At 66.4% G+C, this 17,800-nt stretch carries 15 protein-coding genes; 3 read left to right on the top strand and 12 right to left on the bottom strand.

The window, feature by feature from the left end:
- Window positions 1-7: 7 nt before the first annotated feature.
- The 12 genes from ACIPZB_RS17895 to ACIPZB_RS17950 form a co-directional block, all read right to left on the bottom strand.
- The gene (locus ACIPZB_RS17895; protein ID WP_400641884.1) at window positions 8-1,018 is read right to left on the bottom strand and encodes a YeiH family protein; all 1,011 of its coding nucleotides are present in this window, start codon (window positions 1,016-1,018) and stop codon (window positions 8-10) included.
- Complete coding sequence (locus tag ACIPZB_RS17900) at window positions 1,015-1,341, bottom strand: Rieske (2Fe-2S) protein (protein ID WP_400641885.1); 327 nt, start codon at window positions 1,339-1,341, stop codon at window positions 1,015-1,017. Before ACIPZB_RS17900 ends, ACIPZB_RS17895 begins: the two co-directional genes overlap by 4 nt.
- Complete coding sequence (locus tag ACIPZB_RS17905) at window positions 1,338-2,000, bottom strand: DsbA family oxidoreductase (protein WP_400641886.1); 663 nt, start codon at window positions 1,998-2,000, stop codon at window positions 1,338-1,340. Before ACIPZB_RS17905 ends, ACIPZB_RS17900 begins: the two co-directional genes overlap by 4 nt.
- On the bottom strand, window positions 1,997-3,334 hold the full coding sequence (locus ACIPZB_RS17910) for an MFS transporter (protein WP_400641887.1): 1,338 nt from the start codon (window positions 3,332-3,334) through the stop codon (window positions 1,997-1,999). Before ACIPZB_RS17910 ends, ACIPZB_RS17905 begins: the two co-directional genes overlap by 4 nt.
- Before the next feature lie 177 nt (window positions 3,335-3,511).
- Entirely contained in the window at window positions 3,512-4,564 is a 1,053-nt protein-coding gene (locus tag ACIPZB_RS17915) for a 3-keto-5-aminohexanoate cleavage protein (RefSeq protein WP_400641888.1), read from the bottom strand.
- 29 nt (window positions 4,565-4,593) lie between these two features.
- Window positions 4,594-5,442, bottom strand: a complete 849-nt coding sequence (locus tag ACIPZB_RS17920) for a TauD/TfdA dioxygenase family protein (protein WP_400641889.1) — start codon at window positions 5,440-5,442, stop codon at window positions 4,594-4,596.
- 13 nt (window positions 5,443-5,455) lie between these two features.
- Complete coding sequence (locus tag ACIPZB_RS17925; RefSeq protein ID WP_008098021.1) at window positions 5,456-6,436, bottom strand: quinone oxidoreductase; 981 nt, start codon at window positions 6,434-6,436, stop codon at window positions 5,456-5,458.
- A 170-nt stretch (window positions 6,437-6,606) separates the two neighbouring features.
- On the bottom strand, window positions 6,607-7,365 hold the full coding sequence (locus ACIPZB_RS17930; RefSeq protein ID WP_400641890.1) for an SDR family NAD(P)-dependent oxidoreductase: 759 nt from the start codon (window positions 7,363-7,365) through the stop codon (window positions 6,607-6,609).
- On the bottom strand, window positions 7,362-8,540 hold the full coding sequence (locus tag ACIPZB_RS17935; protein WP_400641891.1) for an acyl-CoA dehydrogenase family protein: 1,179 nt from the start codon (window positions 8,538-8,540) through the stop codon (window positions 7,362-7,364). The genes ACIPZB_RS17930 and ACIPZB_RS17935 overlap by 4 nt, the downstream gene beginning before the upstream one ends.
- Window positions 8,541-8,567: 27 nt before the next feature.
- The gene (locus tag ACIPZB_RS17940; protein ID WP_400641892.1) at window positions 8,568-9,287 is read right to left on the bottom strand and encodes a histidine phosphatase family protein; all 720 of its coding nucleotides are present in this window, start codon (window positions 9,285-9,287) and stop codon (window positions 8,568-8,570) included.
- Window positions 9,280-9,654: a DUF6285 domain-containing protein gene (locus tag ACIPZB_RS17945; protein ID WP_400641893.1), complete on the bottom strand. Its 375-nt coding sequence runs from the start codon at window positions 9,652-9,654 to the stop codon at window positions 9,280-9,282. The genes ACIPZB_RS17940 and ACIPZB_RS17945 overlap by 8 nt, the downstream gene beginning before the upstream one ends.
- Window positions 9,651-10,700, bottom strand: coding sequence for a phosphotransferase family protein (locus ACIPZB_RS17950; RefSeq protein WP_400641894.1), 1,050 nt, complete (start codon window positions 10,698-10,700; stop codon window positions 9,651-9,653). The genes ACIPZB_RS17945 and ACIPZB_RS17950 overlap by 4 nt, the downstream gene beginning before the upstream one ends.
- A 276-nt stretch (window positions 10,701-10,976) precedes the next feature.
- Between ACIPZB_RS17950 and ACIPZB_RS17955 the strand changes: the two genes are divergently transcribed.
- From ACIPZB_RS17955 to ACIPZB_RS17965, 3 genes are all read left to right on the top strand, one after another.
- Entirely contained in the window at window positions 10,977-13,634 is a 2,658-nt protein-coding gene (locus tag ACIPZB_RS17955; RefSeq protein WP_400641895.1) for a LuxR C-terminal-related transcriptional regulator, read from the top strand.
- Window positions 13,635-13,745: 111 nt separating this feature from the next.
- A complete protein-coding gene (locus tag ACIPZB_RS17960) occupies window positions 13,746-15,533 on the top strand; it encodes an acyl-CoA dehydrogenase C-terminal domain-containing protein (protein ID WP_400641896.1) in 1,788 nt (595 codons plus the stop codon).
- A gap of 157 nt (window positions 15,534-15,690) precedes the next feature.
- A complete protein-coding gene (locus tag ACIPZB_RS17965; RefSeq protein ID WP_400641897.1) occupies window positions 15,691-17,796 on the top strand; it encodes a 3-hydroxyacyl-CoA dehydrogenase NAD-binding domain-containing protein in 2,106 nt (701 codons plus the stop codon).
- Window positions 17,797-17,800 lie beyond the last annotated feature (4 nt).

Raw genomic sequence — 17,800 nt, forward strand, 5'->3', positions numbered from 1 at the left:
CTGTCGGTTACAGCCCCAGGCGCATCACCACCAGTACCAGCGCCACCAGGAACACCGTCTCCCCCACCATCAGCAGGATCGGCTTGATGCCCACGGAAGCCAGCTCCTTGAGCTGGGTCTTCATCCCTAGGGCAGCGATCGATACCACCAGGCACCAGCGCGACAGCTCGTTGATACCGCCCTGCACCACCGTCGGTACCCAGCCGGTGCTGTTGACGCACGCCAGGATCAGGAAGCCAACCGCGAACCAAGGCAACAAAGGCGGGCGCTTGCCTGCGGTGTCGTTACCCTGGCGACGCGCGATCATGGCCGCGACCACAATCACCGGCACCAGCATGGCCACGCGCATGAGCTTGACCACCGTGGCGGTATCGCCGGTTTCGGTGGACATACTGTAGCCCGCGCCCACCACCTGGGCCACATCATGGATGGTGGCGCCGAGGAATATTCCGGCGGCCTGCGGTGACAGGCCAAAGGCGTTGGCAATCATCGGGTAGAGAATCATCGCCAGCGTCGACAGCGCCGACACCCCGATCACGGTGAACAGCGTGGCCTTTTCCTTCTGCGGGTGATTGGGCAACGCGGCGGCCAGCGCCAGCGCCGCCGAAGCGCCGCAGATCGCCGTGGCGCCACCGGTGAGCATGCCGAACAAGCGCTGGAAACCCATGGCCTTGGCCGCGATCATCGACACCCCGATGGTCACCACCACCAGGATCACCACCAGCGCCACCACCTTCCAGCCAAGACCTGCCATCTGTTCCAGGGTGATGCGCATGCCCAGCAAGGCCACCCCCAGGCGCAGGACGGTGCGCGCGGTGAACTCGATACCGGCCTTGCACTTGCCTTCGGTGCTCAGGAAGTTCAGCGCCAGCCCCAGCAACAGGGCGAACAGCATCACCGGCGCGCCGTAGTGCTCGGCGAGGAAACTCGCCGCGGCTGCGGCCATCAGGCTGACGATCAGGCCTGGCGCCAGCTCACGCACGCGGTTGTTGACCTGGGTAATTGCAAGCGTGCTCATGACAGCGCCTCCTGGGCGGCCAGGACGATGAACACCCGATCGTCCTCGACCTCTACCGGGTAGTTGGCCACCTTGAGCGCCTTGGAATTGAGCAGGTAGCCGCTGTTCAGGTCGAATCGCAGGCCGTGGGCGCGGCACTGGATCACCGCACCTTCGAGCTTGCCGGCGCACAGGGACGAACCCTGGTGCGGGCAACTGTCGTCAATCGCCAGCAGACGACCGCCGACGTTGAACAACGCCACGCTCTTGCCCTCGCCTTCGATCAGGCAGCGCTCGCCGACGGCGGGCACCCGCTGCGCCGGCACTTCGATGCGTTGACTCATTGCCCTGCCCCCGTCGAACGGGCCACCGCCATGTGCATGGCTTCGAGCAAGGCTTCCACCGGTTGGGCACCGACCACCTGCAGGCGATCGTCGAAGACGAAGCACGGCACGCCACGGCCCGCGATGTCGGCGCTGGCGCTGACGAACGGCATGCCATCACCGCGCAAGCTGCCGGCCAGTGCCTGCGGCGCGAAACCGCATTCCTCGGCGATGCGCAACAGCGTGTCGCGATCCCCCAGGTCTTCGCCGCGATGGAAATACGCCGCCAGCAGCCGCTCCATCAGTGCCTCGACCTGTTGCTCGTCGCCCAGTTCGCTGGCATGCAGGAACAGACGGTGGGCGTCGCCGGTGTTGGGCATGCGCTGGATCAGGCTGAAATCGATCTGCTCACCCACCATGCTGGCCGCCTCGCGTACCTGGGCCTGGCGTTGCAGAACCGCTTGCTCGCTGCCCAGACGACGGCGGTAGAACTCGGCGAAGGGTTGGCCCTGGGCAGGCATCTCGGCCAACAGTTGCACGCCCTGCCAGGCCAGGTCGATTTCGACCTCCGGCTGCGCGGCCTTGAACTGCGCCAGTGCACGCTGCAATTGGCGCCGGCCGATCAGGCACCATGGGCAGATGAAATCGAAGTACACATCAATCGACAACGAACGCTTCACGAGCGAGCCTCCTCCAGTACAGGCTGGACAGGCGCCTGGACGGTTTCACCGTGCTTCAGGCGCGCCATGTCCGGGTGGTAGTGACGCTTGGCGTAGAAGAACACCGCAGCGGCAGCGATGCTGATCAACGGCACCAGCTGGAACGCCGACTGCAAGCCGATCACGTCGGACACCTTGCCGGTGATCAACGGGCCGGTGGCAAGCCCCAGCAGGTTGTTGCTCAAGGTCAGGGTGGCGAACGCGGTGCCATGCACCGTGTAGTGGGTCAGGTTGGCGACCATGGCGCTGGACGGGCCATTGGTGCCGGCGGCAATCATCATGCCCAAACATATCAGTACAAGCTGTGGCAGCCCCGGCGGCAACGCGAAGGCAATCGACAGCAACACACAGCTGCCCAGGCAGTAGGCGATGGCCAGGCTGATCTTGCGGTCCGGACGGCTACGCCCCAAACGGTCGCAGAGCATACCGCACAGGATGATGCCCACACCGCTGCACAGCACGATGATCGCGGCCACGGCGCCGGCTTTGTCGGTGCTCATGGCGTAGTAGCGGTTCAGGTAGCTGGGGAACCACACGATCACCGTACCGCCGACGAACAGCTGCAGGCCACTGCCGATGTAGGCACTGATGACCGAACGGCTGTTATACAAGGTACGCAGTGGGCGCATGGCCTTGAGCGCAGCCTTGTCCATGGTTTCGGCCAGGCGCTTGGGGGCAATGCGCGCTTCGCGCACGATCAACGGGTACAAGAGCGCCAGGATCAGACCGAAGAACGCCATGCCGGCGAACGCCCAGCGCCAGCCCAGGTGCTGGGCCATCACGCCGCCCAAGGCCATGCCCAGCACCGAGCCGAACATGCCGCCGGCCATGAACGAGCCGGCCAGGGTGGCGCGCATTTCACGCGGGAACACCGACACCACCACGGCGATGCCGACACTGCCATAGGCAGCTTCGCCGACACCGACCATGAAGCGGGCGATGAACATCTGTTGGTAGTCTTCCGCCAGTGCGCAACCCAGCGTGGCCAGGCTCCACATCACCGCCATGAAGGTCAGGCTCTTGACCCGGCCGAAGCGGTCGGCGAGCAACGAAAGGGGGAAGGTCAGCAGGCCGACCATCAGCGCGACGATGCCGCTGAGCAGCCCCAGCTGGCTGTCGCTGAGCTGCCATTCCTGCTTGAGCAGCGGGAACACGGCATTGAGCACTTGCCGCGACATGTAGTCGGAAATCAACAGACCGAAGGTCAGGGCGAAGACGATCCAGGCATAGCGCCGTGGGATGCCGAGCGAAGTATCAGTGCCTGGTTCTGCCGCACCAACGTGATAGGTGGCCATGCTGCCTCCTCGGGTATCTGGCTAAAGTTGCTTTTGTTGTTATGAACACTTGCCAAAATCTGTGCTGCTTTTGCTGGCCTCATCGCCGGCAAGCCGGCTCCCACAGGAGGACCACTGCCCAGAGAACAGTGGTGTATCTGTGGGAGCCGGCTTGCCGGCGATAGGGCCAGTGGACCATCAGGCGCGCTGCGGCACGCCCTTCTGGCCCGGCCGACGGTTCGGCGCCATGCCGTTCGCCAGCAGGGTTTCTTCCACGGATCCGTACTGCTCGCCGATGCGGTAGATCGCACGGGCTTCCTTGCCGCTGGCAATTTCACGGCCCAGCTCGTGAGCCACGCGCACGGTCTGCTGGATCTGCTGCACCGAGCTGAACCGCTTGCCGTGCTGGTCGATGATGGTGTCTTCGATGCCGCAGCGCGGGTGCAGGCCCATGGCCAAGGCCATCATGTTGAACGGCAGCACGTTCTTGAGCAGCGATTCGGCGGTCAGGGTGCAGCCGTCCGGCGCACGGTTCACGAAGTTGAAGAAGTTCATCGGGTTCGGGCCGTCGAAGCCGCCGCCGATGCCGATCCAGGTCAGGTTCAGCGGGCCTTTGTAGACGCCTTTGCGCACCAGGCGCTCGAGGGTTTCATAGGCGTGGATGCCGGTCAGCTGGAAGTGCGGCTGGATACCGCTGGCCTGCAGGCGACGCAGGTGCTCTTCGACCCAGGCCGGGCCCGCGGGCACGGTCATTTCACTATAGGCTGCCTGGATTGCCGGGCTGGAAAGCGAGGTGCCTTCCAGGTATTCCGGGTACAGCAGCTCCATGATGTTCATCTGGGTGGTGTTGATCGCCACCGTCACCTGGTCTGGCTTGGGCGTAAGATCCGCCAGCATGTGACGGGTGTCGTCGCTCAGCCATTTGGCCGCTTCACCCTCGCCTTCCGGGGCGAAGGAAATCGAGCCACCGACCTGGATGATCATGTCCGGTACGGCTTCGCGTACACCGGCGATCAGCTCATTGAACTTGGACAGGCGCTTGGAGCCGGTGCCATCGAGTTCACGCACGTGCAGGTGGAGCACGGTGGCGCCGGCCTCATAGCAATCGACTGCCTTTTGCACCTGCTCGTCCATGGTGACCGGGATGTCTTCAGGGAAGTCGTCGGGCATCCACTCCGGGCCATAAGGGGCCACGGTGATGACCACCTTTTCCATGTTTTCCGGGTGCAGCGAGTCGTCGAAGAATTGCATGTCTAATCCTCAATCTTGTTCTTTTACGGTCAGAAAGTCGCGTCGCCGATGATCCCGGCACGTTCCATCTTGCGGTGGCAGGCGGGGTAATCCATGACGGCGTAGTGCTGGGTGCTGCGGTTGTCCCAGATGGCGATGCTGTTGGGCTTCCAGCGCCAGCGCACCTGGTACTCAGGGATGTACGCCTGGCTGACCAGGTAGCGCAGCAGTTCGCCGGCCCCAGGGTTGGCGTCCTGGCCGAAACGCACGCGCTCGGGGGTGTGGTAGTTGCTGAAATGGGTGGCGAAGGCATTGACGAACAGCACCTTCTCGCCGGTTTCCGGGTGGGTGCGCACCACCGGGTGCTCGGCGTCGGGGAAGCGGGCCTTGAGGGCCAGGCGCTGCTCGATCGGCATGGCCGCGCCGAAGCTCGCCTCGATGCTGTGGCGCGCGCGCAGCCCTTCGATGCGAGCCTTGATATCGGCCGGCAGGTTGTCGTAGGCCAGCACCATGTTGGTCCACATGGTGTCACCGCCCACCGACGGCGCTTCCACGCAACGCAGCACGCAGCCCATCGGTGGAATTTCACGCCAGGTGGCGTCGGTGTGCCAGGCGTTTTCGTAACGGTCCACCGGGGTTTCCGGGGACTTGTAGATTTGCACCAGGCCCGGGTGTTCCGGGTCGCTGCCGGCCACCGGGTGGTCTTCCAGCTCGCCGAAGCGGCGGGCGAACGCCACGTGCTCGGCGCGGCTGATGTCCTGATCGCGCAAGAACAGCACCCGGTGCTTGAGCAACTGGGCGCGGATCTCGGCGAACAGCCCGTCATCGTGAATCGCATCGGCCAACTTGACGTTGACCAGCTCGGCACCGATGGCGCAGGTCAATTGTTCGACTTGCATGACAGCGCCCTCCTCAGATGACGAAGATCGACGAGCCGGTGGTCTTGCGCGATTCCAGGTCACGGTGCGCCTGGACCGCGTCCTGCAGGGCGTAGTGCTGGTTGATCTCGATCTTGATCCGGCCGCTGCCCACGTGACCGAACAGCTCGCCTGCCAGGGCAGACTTCTCGGCCGGGTCGGCGATGTAGTCGGCCAGTGCCGGACGGGTCAGGAACAACGAGCCCTTCATCGCCAGGATCTGCGGATCGAACGGTTCGATGGTGCCGGACGCCGTGCCCACGCACACCATCAGGCCACGGCGCTTGAGCGAGTCCAGCGAACCCATGAAGGTGTTGCGCCCGACGCTGTCGAACACCACGTTGACGCCAACGCCATCGGTCAGCTCACGCACGCGCTTGGCCACGTCTTCATGGCTGTAGTTGATGGTGTGATCGCAACCATGGGCGCGTGCCACTTCGGCCTTGGCGTCGGTGGAGACGGTGCCGATCACGGTCAGGCCCAGCAGCTTGGCCCACTGCGAAACGATCAGGCCGACACCACCGGCTGCGGCGTGCAGCAGGATGCTGTCACCGGGCTTGAAGTCGTACAGGCGGCGCATCAGGTACGACGCAGTGAGACCACGCATGGTCATGGCTGCGGCGGTTTCGAAGGCGATGGTTTCCGGCAGCTTGATCAGCGGCGCGGCGGGGATGATGCGCTCGGTGCTGTAGGCGCCGAGGGTGTTCATGAAGCCGGTGTAGGTGACCCGGTCACCGACCGCTACATGCGTGACACCCTCGCCTACCGCCTGGACCACGCCGGACGCTTCCACGCCCATGCCATTGGCCAGGGGAATCGGGTAGGTGCCGTTGCGGAAATAGGTGTCGGCGTAGTTCAGGCCAACCGCCACGTGACGCAGGCGAACCTGCCCAGGGCCCGGTTCGCCGACTTCGACGTCTTCGTAGCGCAGGACCTCAGGGCCCCCGGTTTCGTAGAAACGTACCGCTTTGGCCATGCCAATTCTCCCTTCTTGTAGTTCTTGTTGAACAGCAACATTCGTTATGGAGGGCAATTTAGGCCGTTGCGCCTTGCGGCGCTTATCATCGGACGACAACGATTTTTCAGTTCATGACAGCACCCCCGGTTTCAGCGCCTGGCGCTGCCGGGGGCGCCCGGTGTAGAGGCTCAGAACGCCGAGATGCCGCCGTCCACGGCAATTGCCTGGCCGGTCATGTAGCTGTTCTCCCTGGCGCACAGCATCAGCATCGCTGCAACAATCTCCTCCGGCGTGCCGAGGCGCTTCATCGGTGAACCCTGGGCGAGAAAATCTTGCTGCTCGCCCACTTCGCTTTCGGTGACCATGGGCGTTGCGCTGTAGAACGGGCACAGGGCGTTGACGCGAATCCCCCGGCGGGCATATTCGACCGCCGCGGTGCGGGTCAGCCCGACCACCGCGTGCTTGGCCGCCGCGTAGGCGGCGAGCTTGGGCGCGCCACCGAGCCCGGCCATGGAGGCGATGTTGAGGATGACCCCGCCCCCCTGCTCCAGCATCTGGCGGATCTGCTGCTGCATGCAGAAGAACACACCCTTGGTGTTGACCGCGTGGCTGCGGTCCAGCTCCTCTTCGGTGGTGTCGATGAAGCGCTTCATCGGGGTCAGGATGCCGGCATTGTTGACCCCCACATCGAGGCGGCCGAAGGTGCTGATGGCCGCCTCCACCAATGCCTTGACCTGCGCCTCGCGGGTCACGTCGCACGGCACCGCCAGCACCGCAGCGCCGGCCTCGCGCAAGGCCCCGGCCACCCGCTCCAAGCCCGCCACGTCACGGTCGCCCAGCACCATCCGGGCCCCCAGCCCGGCCAGGCGCTGGGCCAGCAACGTACCAAAGCCGCTGGCGGCGCCGGTGATCATCACCACCTGGTCGCGATAGCTGTCGAGGTTCATCCGGCCACCCCCGTGGCGTGGCGGGCGAGGATCTTCTTCGAAAGGCTCATGCGGTGCACTTCGTTAGGGCCGTCGTAGATGCGGAAGCTGCGCGCATCGCGGAAGATCCGCTCGACAATCGACTCACCCGTGACGCCCTGCCCGCCCAGCACCTGCACGCAGCGGTCGATCACCCGCCAGATGGCCTCGGAGCTGAGCACCTTGGCCATGCTCGACTCGAAGTTGCCGCGCTCGCCCTGGTCCAGCACCCAGGCGCAGTGCCAGATCGACAGGCGCGTGGTATGCAGGTCCATTTCGTTGTCGGCCAGCATGAAGCCAACGCCCTGATGCTCACCCAGCGGCTTGCCGAACGACACCCGCCGGTTGGCATAGCCACACGCTTCGTCCTGGGCGCGGCGCGCCTGGCCCAGCCAGCGCATGCAGTGGGTCAGGCGTGCCGGGGCCAGGCGCACCTGGGCATAACGGAAACCTTTGCCCACTTCGCCCAGCACATCGCTGGCCGGAATGCGCAGATTCTCGAAGCGCAGCACTGCGTGGCCGCCGCTGAAGCAGCTGTCCAGCGAGTCCATCATGCGTTCGAGGACGAAGCCGGGGCGGTCGGTATCGGTGAGGAACATGGTCGCGCTGCCATCCTCCATGCGCGCCATGATGATCGCCATCTGCGCGCCTTCGGCCCCGGTGATGAACCATTTCTGGCCATTGATGATGTAGTCGTCGCCGTCACGCACGGCTTGGGTGGTGAGCATCGACGGATCGGAGCCGGCGCCCGGGCTCGGCTCGGTCATGGCGAAGCACGAACGGATCCGGCCCTGCACCAGCGGCTTGAGCCAGCGGTCCTTCTGCGCAGGCGTGGCGACCTGTTCCAGCAGGTGGATGTTGCCTTCGTCCGGCGCGTGGATGTTCAGGGCCACCGGCCCCAGCGTCGAATAGCCGGCCTCTTCGAAGACGATCGCCTTCTCGATGTGGCTCAAGCCCAGCCCACCCATTTCGCGCGAGGCATGGGGGGTCAGCAGGCCGTGTTCACGGGCCTGGTCGAGCAGCACCTGGCGCAGCTCGGCCGACGGGCCGTGGGGCGTCTGGCGCGGGTCGCGCTCCAGGGGGATGACGACGTCGGCGACAAATTGCCGGACTTTGGCTTGCAGGGCGAGCAACTCGGCAGACAGAGCGAAACTCATGGCGGTGTTCCTTGTAGGCAAATGGGGTCAGGCGTGCAGGCGGCGCGGGTCGATGGAGGCGTGCACATGCTCCATGACGGTCTGGTCGATCGTCGCCTTGCCCGGGTCGTAGGCTGAGTAGTTGAGGGTGCGGATGTAGGCGCGCAGCACCTGGGTGCCGGCCATGTCGATGTCGACGATGTTCAGGCAGGCAGGGTCCTGCTCGAAGGCGGCCAGGGCACCGAGCCCGGCGCCGCAGGCCCAAGCCAGGAGGATGCGATTGACCGCGTCGTGGCTCACCAGCAGCAGCGACGACCAGTCCGGCTCCTCCAGCAACTGCTGGAAACTGCCCAGCACCCGTTGCTGGAACGCCGCCCACGGTTCGCCGCGCAAAAAGGCCGCGTCCGGGCGGTCGGCCAATTGATAGGCCTGGGCCACTTCGCGGTGCAGGCATTCGCGGGGGATTTCCCGCAGGCGCCCGGCGCGTATTTCACGAAGTTCGGCGCGTTCTTCCACGGGCTGGACGCGGCCACCCAGCAGATGGTCGAGCGTTTGCCGGGTGCGCGGGTAGTCCGAGCAGACCGCGCGGTCGAACCGGGTCTGCGCCAGCACCTCGCCCAAGGCCTGGGCCTGGGCCACGCCCTTGGCCGACAACGGCACACTGCGCGGGTCGAGGGGTCGGCCGCTGGGGTCGAAGTAGTCGACATGGCCATGCCGCACCAGGTAGCAGCGGCGGCGCCGCACGGGCTGGACGAGCGCTTCAGTCATGGGTCAGCACCTTCGGGTTGCTGATGCCCAGCTGCGCCCGGTTGATGGCGCGCAAGGCCGAGAGCAGACTGGCACGGGCCTCGCCCGCCTGGTCATAGACACCTTGGCGAATCTGCCGGGCCAGCACGGCGCGGGCTTGCTCGGGCGTAGCCGGCGCCTCCCCGTGCAGCGCCAGCAGGCCGGCCATGGCCTGGCGCTCAATGTCGGCACAGGCCGCCGCCTGGGCCAGCTCACGGCTGGCGATCTGCATGGCGCTGGCCACCATCCGCGCTTCGTAGTGCAACGGTGCCGGCAATGCCGGCAACAAGTGCTTGAGCAGCGTGTCGCGCGCGGTGACAAGCAGGTCTTGGGCATCGGGCTGGTTCATGCGCGGCCTCCTTGGGTGAGTAGCAGCAGTTCCTGTTCCAGTTCACTGACCATGCGCCCGGTCAAGGCCAGCTCCAGCGAGCGCTGCTGGCCGGAGACATGGCGCTCGGCCTGCTGCAGGGCGATCACCGCCCAGCGCAGGTGGGCCATGACTTGCCAGAAGCGCAGCGTTTCGCTGTCCAGGTCCAGTGCCGACACGCTGCGGTAGCCGGCGAGCAGGTCGTCCAGCCGGCCGATGCCGCCCGCCTCCAGGTCCGGGCGGGCGAACCGCCAGCAACGCGCGGTGAACCAGCCAAGGTCCTCACGCGGGTCGCCCCAGCCGGCGAACTCCCAGTCCAGCACGCCGCAGAGCTCACCGCCCTCGACCATGTAGTTGCCGGTGCGGTAGTCGCGGTGGATCAGGCAGGCTGGCAAAGGCGCAGGTTTGTTCAGCTCGCACCAGCGCAAGCCCCACTCGATGACCGGGTGGCTACCCGGCAAGGCATCGAGGTAACCGCGGTACTGGTCGACGCTGGCCTGCACCGCGTCGGCCACCGGCGCGGGCAGGAACCCCAGCGCCGCTTGTGGCGGGCGCAGCTGGTGCAGGCGCGCAAGGTTCGCCCCAAGCGCCCGGCACAGCGCCGGGTTGCCCTCGGGCGTGGCCTGGGCGGTGGTCAGGCGGTGGCCGCTGGCGCTGCCGGCCAGGGCCTGCATGATGAAGAAATCGCGCCCGATCACCTGCGGCGCCTGGCACAGCCACAGGGGCTCGGGCACCTTGACGCCCACCTGGTGGACGGCACTGAGCACGGCGAACTCCTGCTCGCGGCTCATGCTGGCGGCCACGGCGGAGGCCGCGTCGGTGCGCAGCACCCAACGCTGTGGCGCACCGGCTACTTCGGCTTCGAGCAGCCAGTTCTCCTGAATGGCGCCACCCGACAGACGTTCGCTGCGGGTGATGCGCACCGGCTGGCCGTGAAGGCGCTCCTGTAGATAGGCAGACAGCACCTCATGGGCGTCTGCGACGTCGATGCGAGCACTGGCTTGCTGCACGAAATGACTGCTTGGCATGGTCGGTCCAACTCACTGTTCACACGTGCCAATGCCCATTGCAAGATGGTTGCCAGCTTCCTTTTAAATCATGAAAATCGTTATAAATCAGAACGTTACAACTTAATCTCAAACACATGAAAACGCTTTCATCGCAAAACTGAACACGCGAATTTCAACACTGAAATCCGTGTTCATTTCTGCACTGGCAACTACGGTCCTCTGCCCGCAAAATTTCCCCGCGCAAGGCGAGCTCTCGGCTAGGATGTCTGGCCGAACCGACGGAACCTGCTTGCCATGCATCTTCCCGCGCTCAAACCGAACCAGCTGCGCCCGCCCGCCGAACTGCCCAAGGGCGTGGTGCGCACGCGGCTGCTCGAACACCTGGCCAACGCGCTGGACGATGGCACCTTCGTGCTCCTGCAAGCGCCCCTGGGCTATGGCAAGAGCACCCTGCTCGGCCAGTTCGCGCGCAGCCTGCCCGGGGCCTGGGGGTGGCTGCGCCTGACCCGCGCCGAAAACCAGCCACTGGCCCTGCTGCTGCACCTGCACGCGGCGCTGCAACTGCCGGCGCAGCAACGCGAAACGCCGCAAGTCGAACACCTGTGGAGCCTGATCCTGGCCGACCTTGAGGCCCGCCAGGCACCGGTGACCCTGCTGCTCGACGACCTGCACCTGCTCAACGCCCCGCCCGCCTGGCAGTACCTCGACACGCTGCTGCGCTACCCGTCGCCTGGCCTGCGCCTGCTCGCTGCCAGCGAAGGCCCGCCGTACCTGCCCCTGGCCCATCTGCTGCGCGACGACCGGCTGACCTTGCTCGGCACCCGTGAGCTGGCCCTGGACAGCGAGGAAACCCAACAGTTGGCGATCGCCCGCGAGGTCAAGCTGGGCAGCGATGCGCTCTACCAGTTGCGGGCCGGCAGCGAAGGCTGGCCCAGTGGCGTGCTGTTCTGGCTCAAGGCCTATCGCGAGGCGCTGCACAGCACCGGCCAGGCGCCCGGCGACCTGCGCCCGATCACCCGCCAGGCCTACGTCCATGCCCGGCAGTTCCTCGAAGAAGAACGCCTGCAGCGGCTGCCCGTGCCGTTGCGTCGGTTTCTCGAACAGACGGCCGTGGCCCAGGTGTTCGATGCCGGCCTTGCCGGGGAACTCGCCGCGCCGGCCGATGTGCCGGCCGCCCTGCGTCAGTTGCAGCGCCTGGACCTGATCATCGAGGTGCCCCAGGGCAACCACACCGAATACCGCTACCACCCTGCCCTGCGCAACAGCCTTTACCAGCGCCTGAAACAACGCAATCCACAGGGCCTGCGCCAGCTGCATCGCCAGGCCGCCCACTGGCTGCTGACGCAGCGCCGCTACACCGAAGCGATCTATCAGTTCGGCCGCGCCCGCGACCTGGACGCCGTGCTCGGCATCGTCGACCGGCATGGTTTCGAGCTGCTGCGCGAAGGCAAGGTCAACACCCTGGTCGATGTGCTCGACGAAGTCGCCGGCCGCACCGGCAACGACAGTTTCACCCTGGCGGTGACCGAAGCGTCCACGGTGATGGTCACCAACGATATCGCCCAGGCCTGCCAGTGCCTGCACCAGCTGTACGCCCTGCAGCGCCGCCAGTCGGTGCCGCGCCACCCCGAGCGGGTGCAGCAGACGGTGATGTTCCTGCGCAGCCGCCTGGCCTACCTGGGCGGCAACCTGGGCCATGGCCTGGCCCTGGCGGCGCGGGCCTTGCAGCAGTTTCCCCAGGACAATGCGGCGCGCTCGGTGCTGTATTTCGACCGCGCCAACTGCCTGGCCGCGCTCGGCCAGCTGCAACAAGCCCACGCTGAAGGCAGCCGCGCACTGAGCCAGTTGCAGGGTTTTGGCCTGAGCGGCTACACCAACCTGCTGCAGCTGCTGCTGGGCCAGATCGAGCTGGCCCAAGGCGCCACCGATGCCGCCTGGGAGCGCCTGCAAGGCATGGCCGAAACGCCCGCCACCGGCAGCTCCGGACGTTTCTACGAACTGTTCAGCCACCTGGGCAAGGGCCTGGCCCTGCTTCAGGCCAATCGCCTGGCCCAGGCGCGCCAGGCCATGGCCCAGGCCGAAGTGCTGGCGCTGGGCTTTCCCCACAGCGCCGCACTGCCCTGGGTGTTTCACCACCAGGCGTGCCTGCACTGGGCGCTGGGCGAAACCGCCCAGGCGAAGGCACGCTGGGCGGAAGTGCGCAGGCTGGCCCGCCAGTACCGCCTGTTCACCCTCTACCGACAGGCCGGGGCATGGCTGGCGCGCCTGGCACTGCGCGACAACGACCAGGACTACCTGCCCGACTGGCTCGACCAGTGGCACTGGTGCAGGCGCCAATATAGCGACCAGCTGCTGCCCGAGGAGTGGCTCGCCTATGCCTGGGTGCAACGCCACCTGGGCCAGCGTGACAAGGCCAGGCAGATCCAGCAGAGCCTGCAGGCCCAGGCACAAGCGCAAGGCAACCGCCGCCTGTTGCTCGACGCGCTACTGCTCGGCGCGACCCTGCTACAAGACCGTGGCGCCCGTGACGACGCCTTGCTCAGCCTCGAACAGGCGCTGCAATTGGCCTGCACATACGGCTTCGGGCAATTGCTGCAGTACGAGGGCGATACCTGCCTTGAGACCCTGCGCCAACTGCTGCTGCCGCCCGTGCGCGAACGCCTGGGCCTGGAGGCCCCGGCGCCCTCGCGCGAACACCTGAATGCGCTGTTCCGCCCGTTGCTGGCCACCAAGGAGAGCGCCGAAAGCGCGCTGATCGTGCCCCTGTCGCGCCGTGAGCTGGAAGTGTTGCAGCGCATGGCGCGCGGGCAAAGCAACGGGCAGATCGCCGAGGCGATGTTCATCAGCCTGAGCACGGTCAAGACCCACATCAACAACCTGTTCCGCAAGCTCGACGTGGTCGACCGCGACAGCGCCCTGTGTTCGGCGCGCGAACTGCAATTGCTGAACTGACCTCCACCTGGGTCCAGCGCCGATTCCACCCGCCATTCCACCTGGGGGGTGGACGCGGCGCCGGGGCCTGCCTGTTACAACATGCCGAGTCCACCCAGCCAGGAGTCCGGCATGCCCAGCTACACCGCCCCATTGCGCGATATCACCTTCGTTGCCCAGGAGCTGCTCGACCTGTGCAGCCACTACCAACAACTGACTGGCTGCGAAGCCCCGGACGAGGCCACGTTCGCCGCCATCGTCGAGGAAGGTGCCAAGTTCGCCGAGCAGGAGCTGGCCCCGCTCAACGCCGTGGGTGACCAGCACGGCTGCCAGTGGCAGGACGGCAAGGTCACCACGCCACCGGGTTTCGCCGATGCCTACAAACGCTTCGCCGACAACGGCTGGCTGGGCCTGGACAAGAACCCGGCCTTCGGTGGCCAGGGCCTGCCGCCGTCACTGGGCTTCGTCAACTACGAAATGGTCTGCAGCGCCAACCATGCCTGGGGCATGTACGGCAACCTCGCCGGCGGCGCCATCAGCACCCTCAGCGAGCATGCCGACGAAGCCTTGCAGCAGCGTTTCCTGCCGCCGATGATCGCCGGCCGCTGGGGCGGCACCATGTGCCTGACCGAAGCCCATTGCGGCTCGGACCTCGGCCTGCTGCGCACCAGCGCCAAAGCCCAGGCCGACGGCAGCTACCAGATCAGCGGCAGCAAGATGTTCATCTCTGCCGGTGAACATGACATGACCGAAAACATCATCCACCTGGTGCTGGCGCGCCTGGAAGGCGCTCCGGCGGGGGTCAAGGGCATTTCGCTGTTCGCCGTGCCGAAGATCCAGGTCGATGCCCAAGGCCAGCTGGGCGCGCCCAACGGCGTCAGCTGCGGTTCCATCGAACACAAGATGGGCATCCACGGCAACGCCACCTGCTTGCTCAACTTCGACGGCGCCACCGGCTACCTGCTGGGCGAGGTCAACCGTGGCCTGAACGCCATGTTCACCTACATCAACGAATCGCGCCTTGCTGTTTGCCAGCAGGCCCAGGCCCACGCCGAGGCGTCGTTCCAGGGCGCCCTGGCCTATGCCCGCGAGCGTGTGCAGATGCGCGCCACGCCGCGCCTGCGCAACGACCAGCCCGCTGACCCGATCATCGGCCATGCCGATGTGCGGCGCATGCTGCTGACCCAGAAAGCCTATGCCGAAGGCGGTCGCATGCTCGCCTACACCTGTGCCAAGGGCGTCGACCAACTGCACCACGGCGCCAGCGCCGGTGTGCGCCAGGCCGCGGCACGCCGGCTGGCGCTGCTCACGCCAATTGCCAAAGGCTTTGTCACCGAGGCCGGCAACGAAGCGGCTCAACTGGGTATCCAGGTGTTCGGTGGCCACGGCTACATCCGCGAGTGGGGCATGGAGCAGATCGCCCGCGATGTGCGCATCACCGCGATCTACGAAGGCACCAACACCATCCAGGGCCTCGACCTGCTGAACCGCAAGGTGCTGGCCGATGGCGGTGAAGCCCTGGCCGAGCTGCTGGGTGAGATCGAAGACTTCATCCAGAGCACCACGGCCCCAGCGCACCTGGCCCAGGCCCTGCTCAAGCAAGTGACGGCCTGGCGCGACGTCAGCGACTGGCTGCGCGACGCCAGCCAGACCGACGCCAACTTGATCGGCGCCAGTGCCTACGACTACCTGATGCTCAGCGGCTACACCCTGACCGGCTACCTCTGGCTGCGCGCCGCGTGCGTGGCCGAACAGGCACTGGCCGCCGGCAGCATCGAGGCCGCGTTCTACCAGGGCAAGCGCGAGACCGCACGCTTCTACCTGCAGCGTCTGCTGCCGCGCGCCAACCTGCATGAAACGCTGATTCGCAGTGGCAGCCACAACCTGATGGACATCAGCGAAGCCGCATTCGCTCGCTGACCCAACCTTGCTGGTTTCCGCTGCCTGCCCCCTCCAGGCAGCGGATTTTCGGGTGGCGGCCAGCGCTACCGGCCGCCACCTCGTTTTCTTCATTCGTCCCAGCCCAAGGCGAGAATCACATCGCCGGCCTGGGGCCAAGAACAGGAAGTATCCTCCCATGCAGCAGCTGATCGACTATCGCCGCGACCACCAACTGGCCCTGATTGGCCTGTGCCACGCGCCGGTCAACGCCCTTGGCCACGGCCTGCGCCAGGCGTTGATGCAGGCGTGCAGCCAGGCCGCCGCCGACCCCGAGGTGCAGGCCATCATCCTGCACGGGCAGCAGCTACCCTTCAGCGCCGGCGCCGACATCAGCGAGTTCGGCAGCCCGCGGACCTGGGAGGAACCGGCACTGCCGGAGTTGCTCGAAGCACTGACCCGCATCGGCAAACCCCTGATCGCCGCCATCGACGGCGTCGCCCTGGGCGGTGGCCTGGAACTGGCCCTGGCCTGCAGCCATCGGCTGGGCACTGCCAACGCCCGCCTGGGGCTGCCCGAAGTACGCCTGGGCCTGCTGCCCGGCGCCGGGGGTACCCAGCGTCTGCCGCGCCTGGTCGGCGTGGAGCCGGCGCTGGACATGATGCTCAGCGGCGACCCGATCGATGCCCGCCAGGGCCTGGCCCTGGGCCTGATCGACCGCCTGCCCGAGCCCGGCCAGGACCTGCTGGAACTGGCCTGCGCCTTCGCCCGTGACCTGCTGGCCCAACCCGCCGCGCCAGCGGCCACCCCAACCTCCTTGGCAGACGGCCTGGCCAGCGATTTCTTCGCCAGCCGCGAAGCCCAACTGGTCGCCCGCAAACCCGGCCAACGGGCACCCCTGCGGGTGTTGGCCGCCGTCCGCGCCGCCTGCGAACTGCCACTGGCCGAAGGCCTGGCCCGCGAGCAGGCGCTGTTCCGCGAAGCCCTGCAAGACCCACAGGCCACGGCCCTGCGCCATCAGTTCTTCGCCGAACGCGAAGCGCTGCGGGTGCCGGGTATCGATGCCAACACGACACTGCGCACCATTGCCAATGTGGCGGTGATCGGCGCCGGCACCATGGGCGCCGGTATCGCCATGAACTTCATCAACGCCGGTATCCCGGTGCGCTTGCTGGAGCTCAAGCCCGAGGCGCTGGACCGCGGCCTGGCACAGATCCGCAAGAACTACGAAAGCAGCATCAAGCGCGGCAAGCTCACCCCCGAGCAACTCGAACAGCGCATGAGCCTGCTGCAAGGCACCCTCGACTATGCCGACCTGGCCGACGCTGACCTGGTGATCGAAGCGGTGTTCGAGGACCTGTCGATCAAGCAACAGGTGTTCCGCACCCTCGACCGGGTGTGCAAGCCCGGCGCGATCCTCGCCAGCAACACCTCGACGCTGGATGTCGACCGCATCGCCGGCTGCACCCAGCGCCCGCAGGATGTGGTCGGCCTGCACTTCTTCAGCCCGGCCAATGTCATGCGCCTGCTTGAAGTGGTGCGCGGCCGGGCCACGGCGCCGGACGTGCTGGCCACCACGCTGAAGATCGCCAAGCGCATCGGCAAGCTGCCGGTGGTGTCCGGTGTGTGCTTTGGCTTCATCGGCAACCGCATGCTCGAACCCTACGGCCGCGAGGCCCATCGCCTGGTGCTCGAAGGCGCCTCGCCCGCCCAGGTGGACAACGTGCTGACTGGCCTGGGCCTGGCCATGGGCGTGTTCGCCATGTACGACCTGGCCGGCATCGATGTCGGCTACCTGGTGCGCCAGTCGCGACGCAGCGAGATCGCCCACGACCCGAGCTACTTCCGCCTCGCTGACGAGCTCTACCACCTGGGCCGCTACGGCCAGAAGAGCGGCCGCGGGTTCTACCGCTACGAAGGCCGCGAGCGCATCGAAGACCCGGAAGTGGAGCAGATCGCGGCGCAGCTGGCGGCCAAGCTGGGCATCATCCGGCGCCCCATCAGCGACGCGGAAATCCACGACCGCTGCCTGTTCATGCTGATCAACGAAGGCCTGCAACTGCTCGACGAAGGCATTGCCCTGCGCAGTGGCGACATCGACCTGGTGTGGACCAACGGCTACGGCTTCCCGGCCTGGCGTGGCGGCCCGCTGCACTATGCCCGTGAACTGGGCCTGGACAAGGTGCTGACAGGCATCGAGCAACTGCACGATCAGCTCGGCGCCTACGGCCGCATGTGGTTGCAGCCAGCGCCATTGCTGCGGCGCATGGCTTCCAGCACGAAGCTGGCCGCACCTGGCCTCTGAATTG

This window comes from Pseudomonas sp. NPDC089396 (genome assembly GCF_044749545.1).
Lineage (GTDB): Bacteria > Pseudomonadota > Gammaproteobacteria > Pseudomonadales > Pseudomonadaceae > Aquipseudomonas.

Excerpts from the sequence above, each read along its gene's own strand:
- ACIPZB_RS17895 (WP_400641884.1), bottom strand. The coding sequence starts at position 1,018 with ATGAGCACGCTTGCAATTACCCAGGTCAACAACCGCGTGCGTGAGCTG.
- ACIPZB_RS17900 (WP_400641885.1), bottom strand. The coding sequence starts at position 1,341 with ATGAGTCAACGCATCGAAGTGCCGGCGCAGCGGGTGCCCGCCGTCGGC.
- ACIPZB_RS17910 (WP_400641887.1), bottom strand. The coding sequence starts at position 3,334 with ATGGCCACCTATCACGTTGGTGCGGCAGAACCAGGCACTGATACTTCG.
- ACIPZB_RS17915 (WP_400641888.1), bottom strand. The coding sequence starts at position 4,564 with ATGCAATTCTTCGACGACTCGCTGCACCCGGAAAACATGGAAAAGGTG.
- ACIPZB_RS17920 (WP_400641889.1), bottom strand. The coding sequence starts at position 5,442 with ATGCAAGTCGAACAATTGACCTGCGCCATCGGTGCCGAGCTGGTCAAC.
- ACIPZB_RS17925 (WP_008098021.1), bottom strand. The coding sequence starts at position 6,436 with ATGGCCAAAGCGGTACGTTTCTACGAAACCGGGGGCCCTGAGGTCCTG.
- ACIPZB_RS17930 (WP_400641890.1), bottom strand. The coding sequence starts at position 7,365 with ATGAACCTCGACAGCTATCGCGACCAGGTGGTGATGATCACCGGCGCC.
- ACIPZB_RS17935 (WP_400641891.1), bottom strand. The coding sequence starts at position 8,540 with ATGAGTTTCGCTCTGTCTGCCGAGTTGCTCGCCCTGCAAGCCAAAGTC.
- ACIPZB_RS17940 (WP_400641892.1), bottom strand. The coding sequence starts at position 9,287 with ATGACTGAAGCGCTCGTCCAGCCCGTGCGGCGCCGCCGCTGCTACCTG.
- ACIPZB_RS17945 (WP_400641893.1), bottom strand. The coding sequence starts at position 9,654 with ATGAACCAGCCCGATGCCCAAGACCTGCTTGTCACCGCGCGCGACACG.
- ACIPZB_RS17950 (WP_400641894.1), bottom strand. The coding sequence starts at position 10,700 with ATGCCAAGCAGTCATTTCGTGCAGCAAGCCAGTGCTCGCATCGACGTC.
- ACIPZB_RS17955 (WP_400641895.1), top strand. The coding sequence starts at position 10,977 with ATGCATCTTCCCGCGCTCAAACCGAACCAGCTGCGCCCGCCCGCCGAA.
- ACIPZB_RS17960 (WP_400641896.1), top strand. The coding sequence starts at position 13,746 with ATGCCCAGCTACACCGCCCCATTGCGCGATATCACCTTCGTTGCCCAG.
- ACIPZB_RS17965 (WP_400641897.1), top strand. The coding sequence starts at position 15,691 with ATGCAGCAGCTGATCGACTATCGCCGCGACCACCAACTGGCCCTGATT.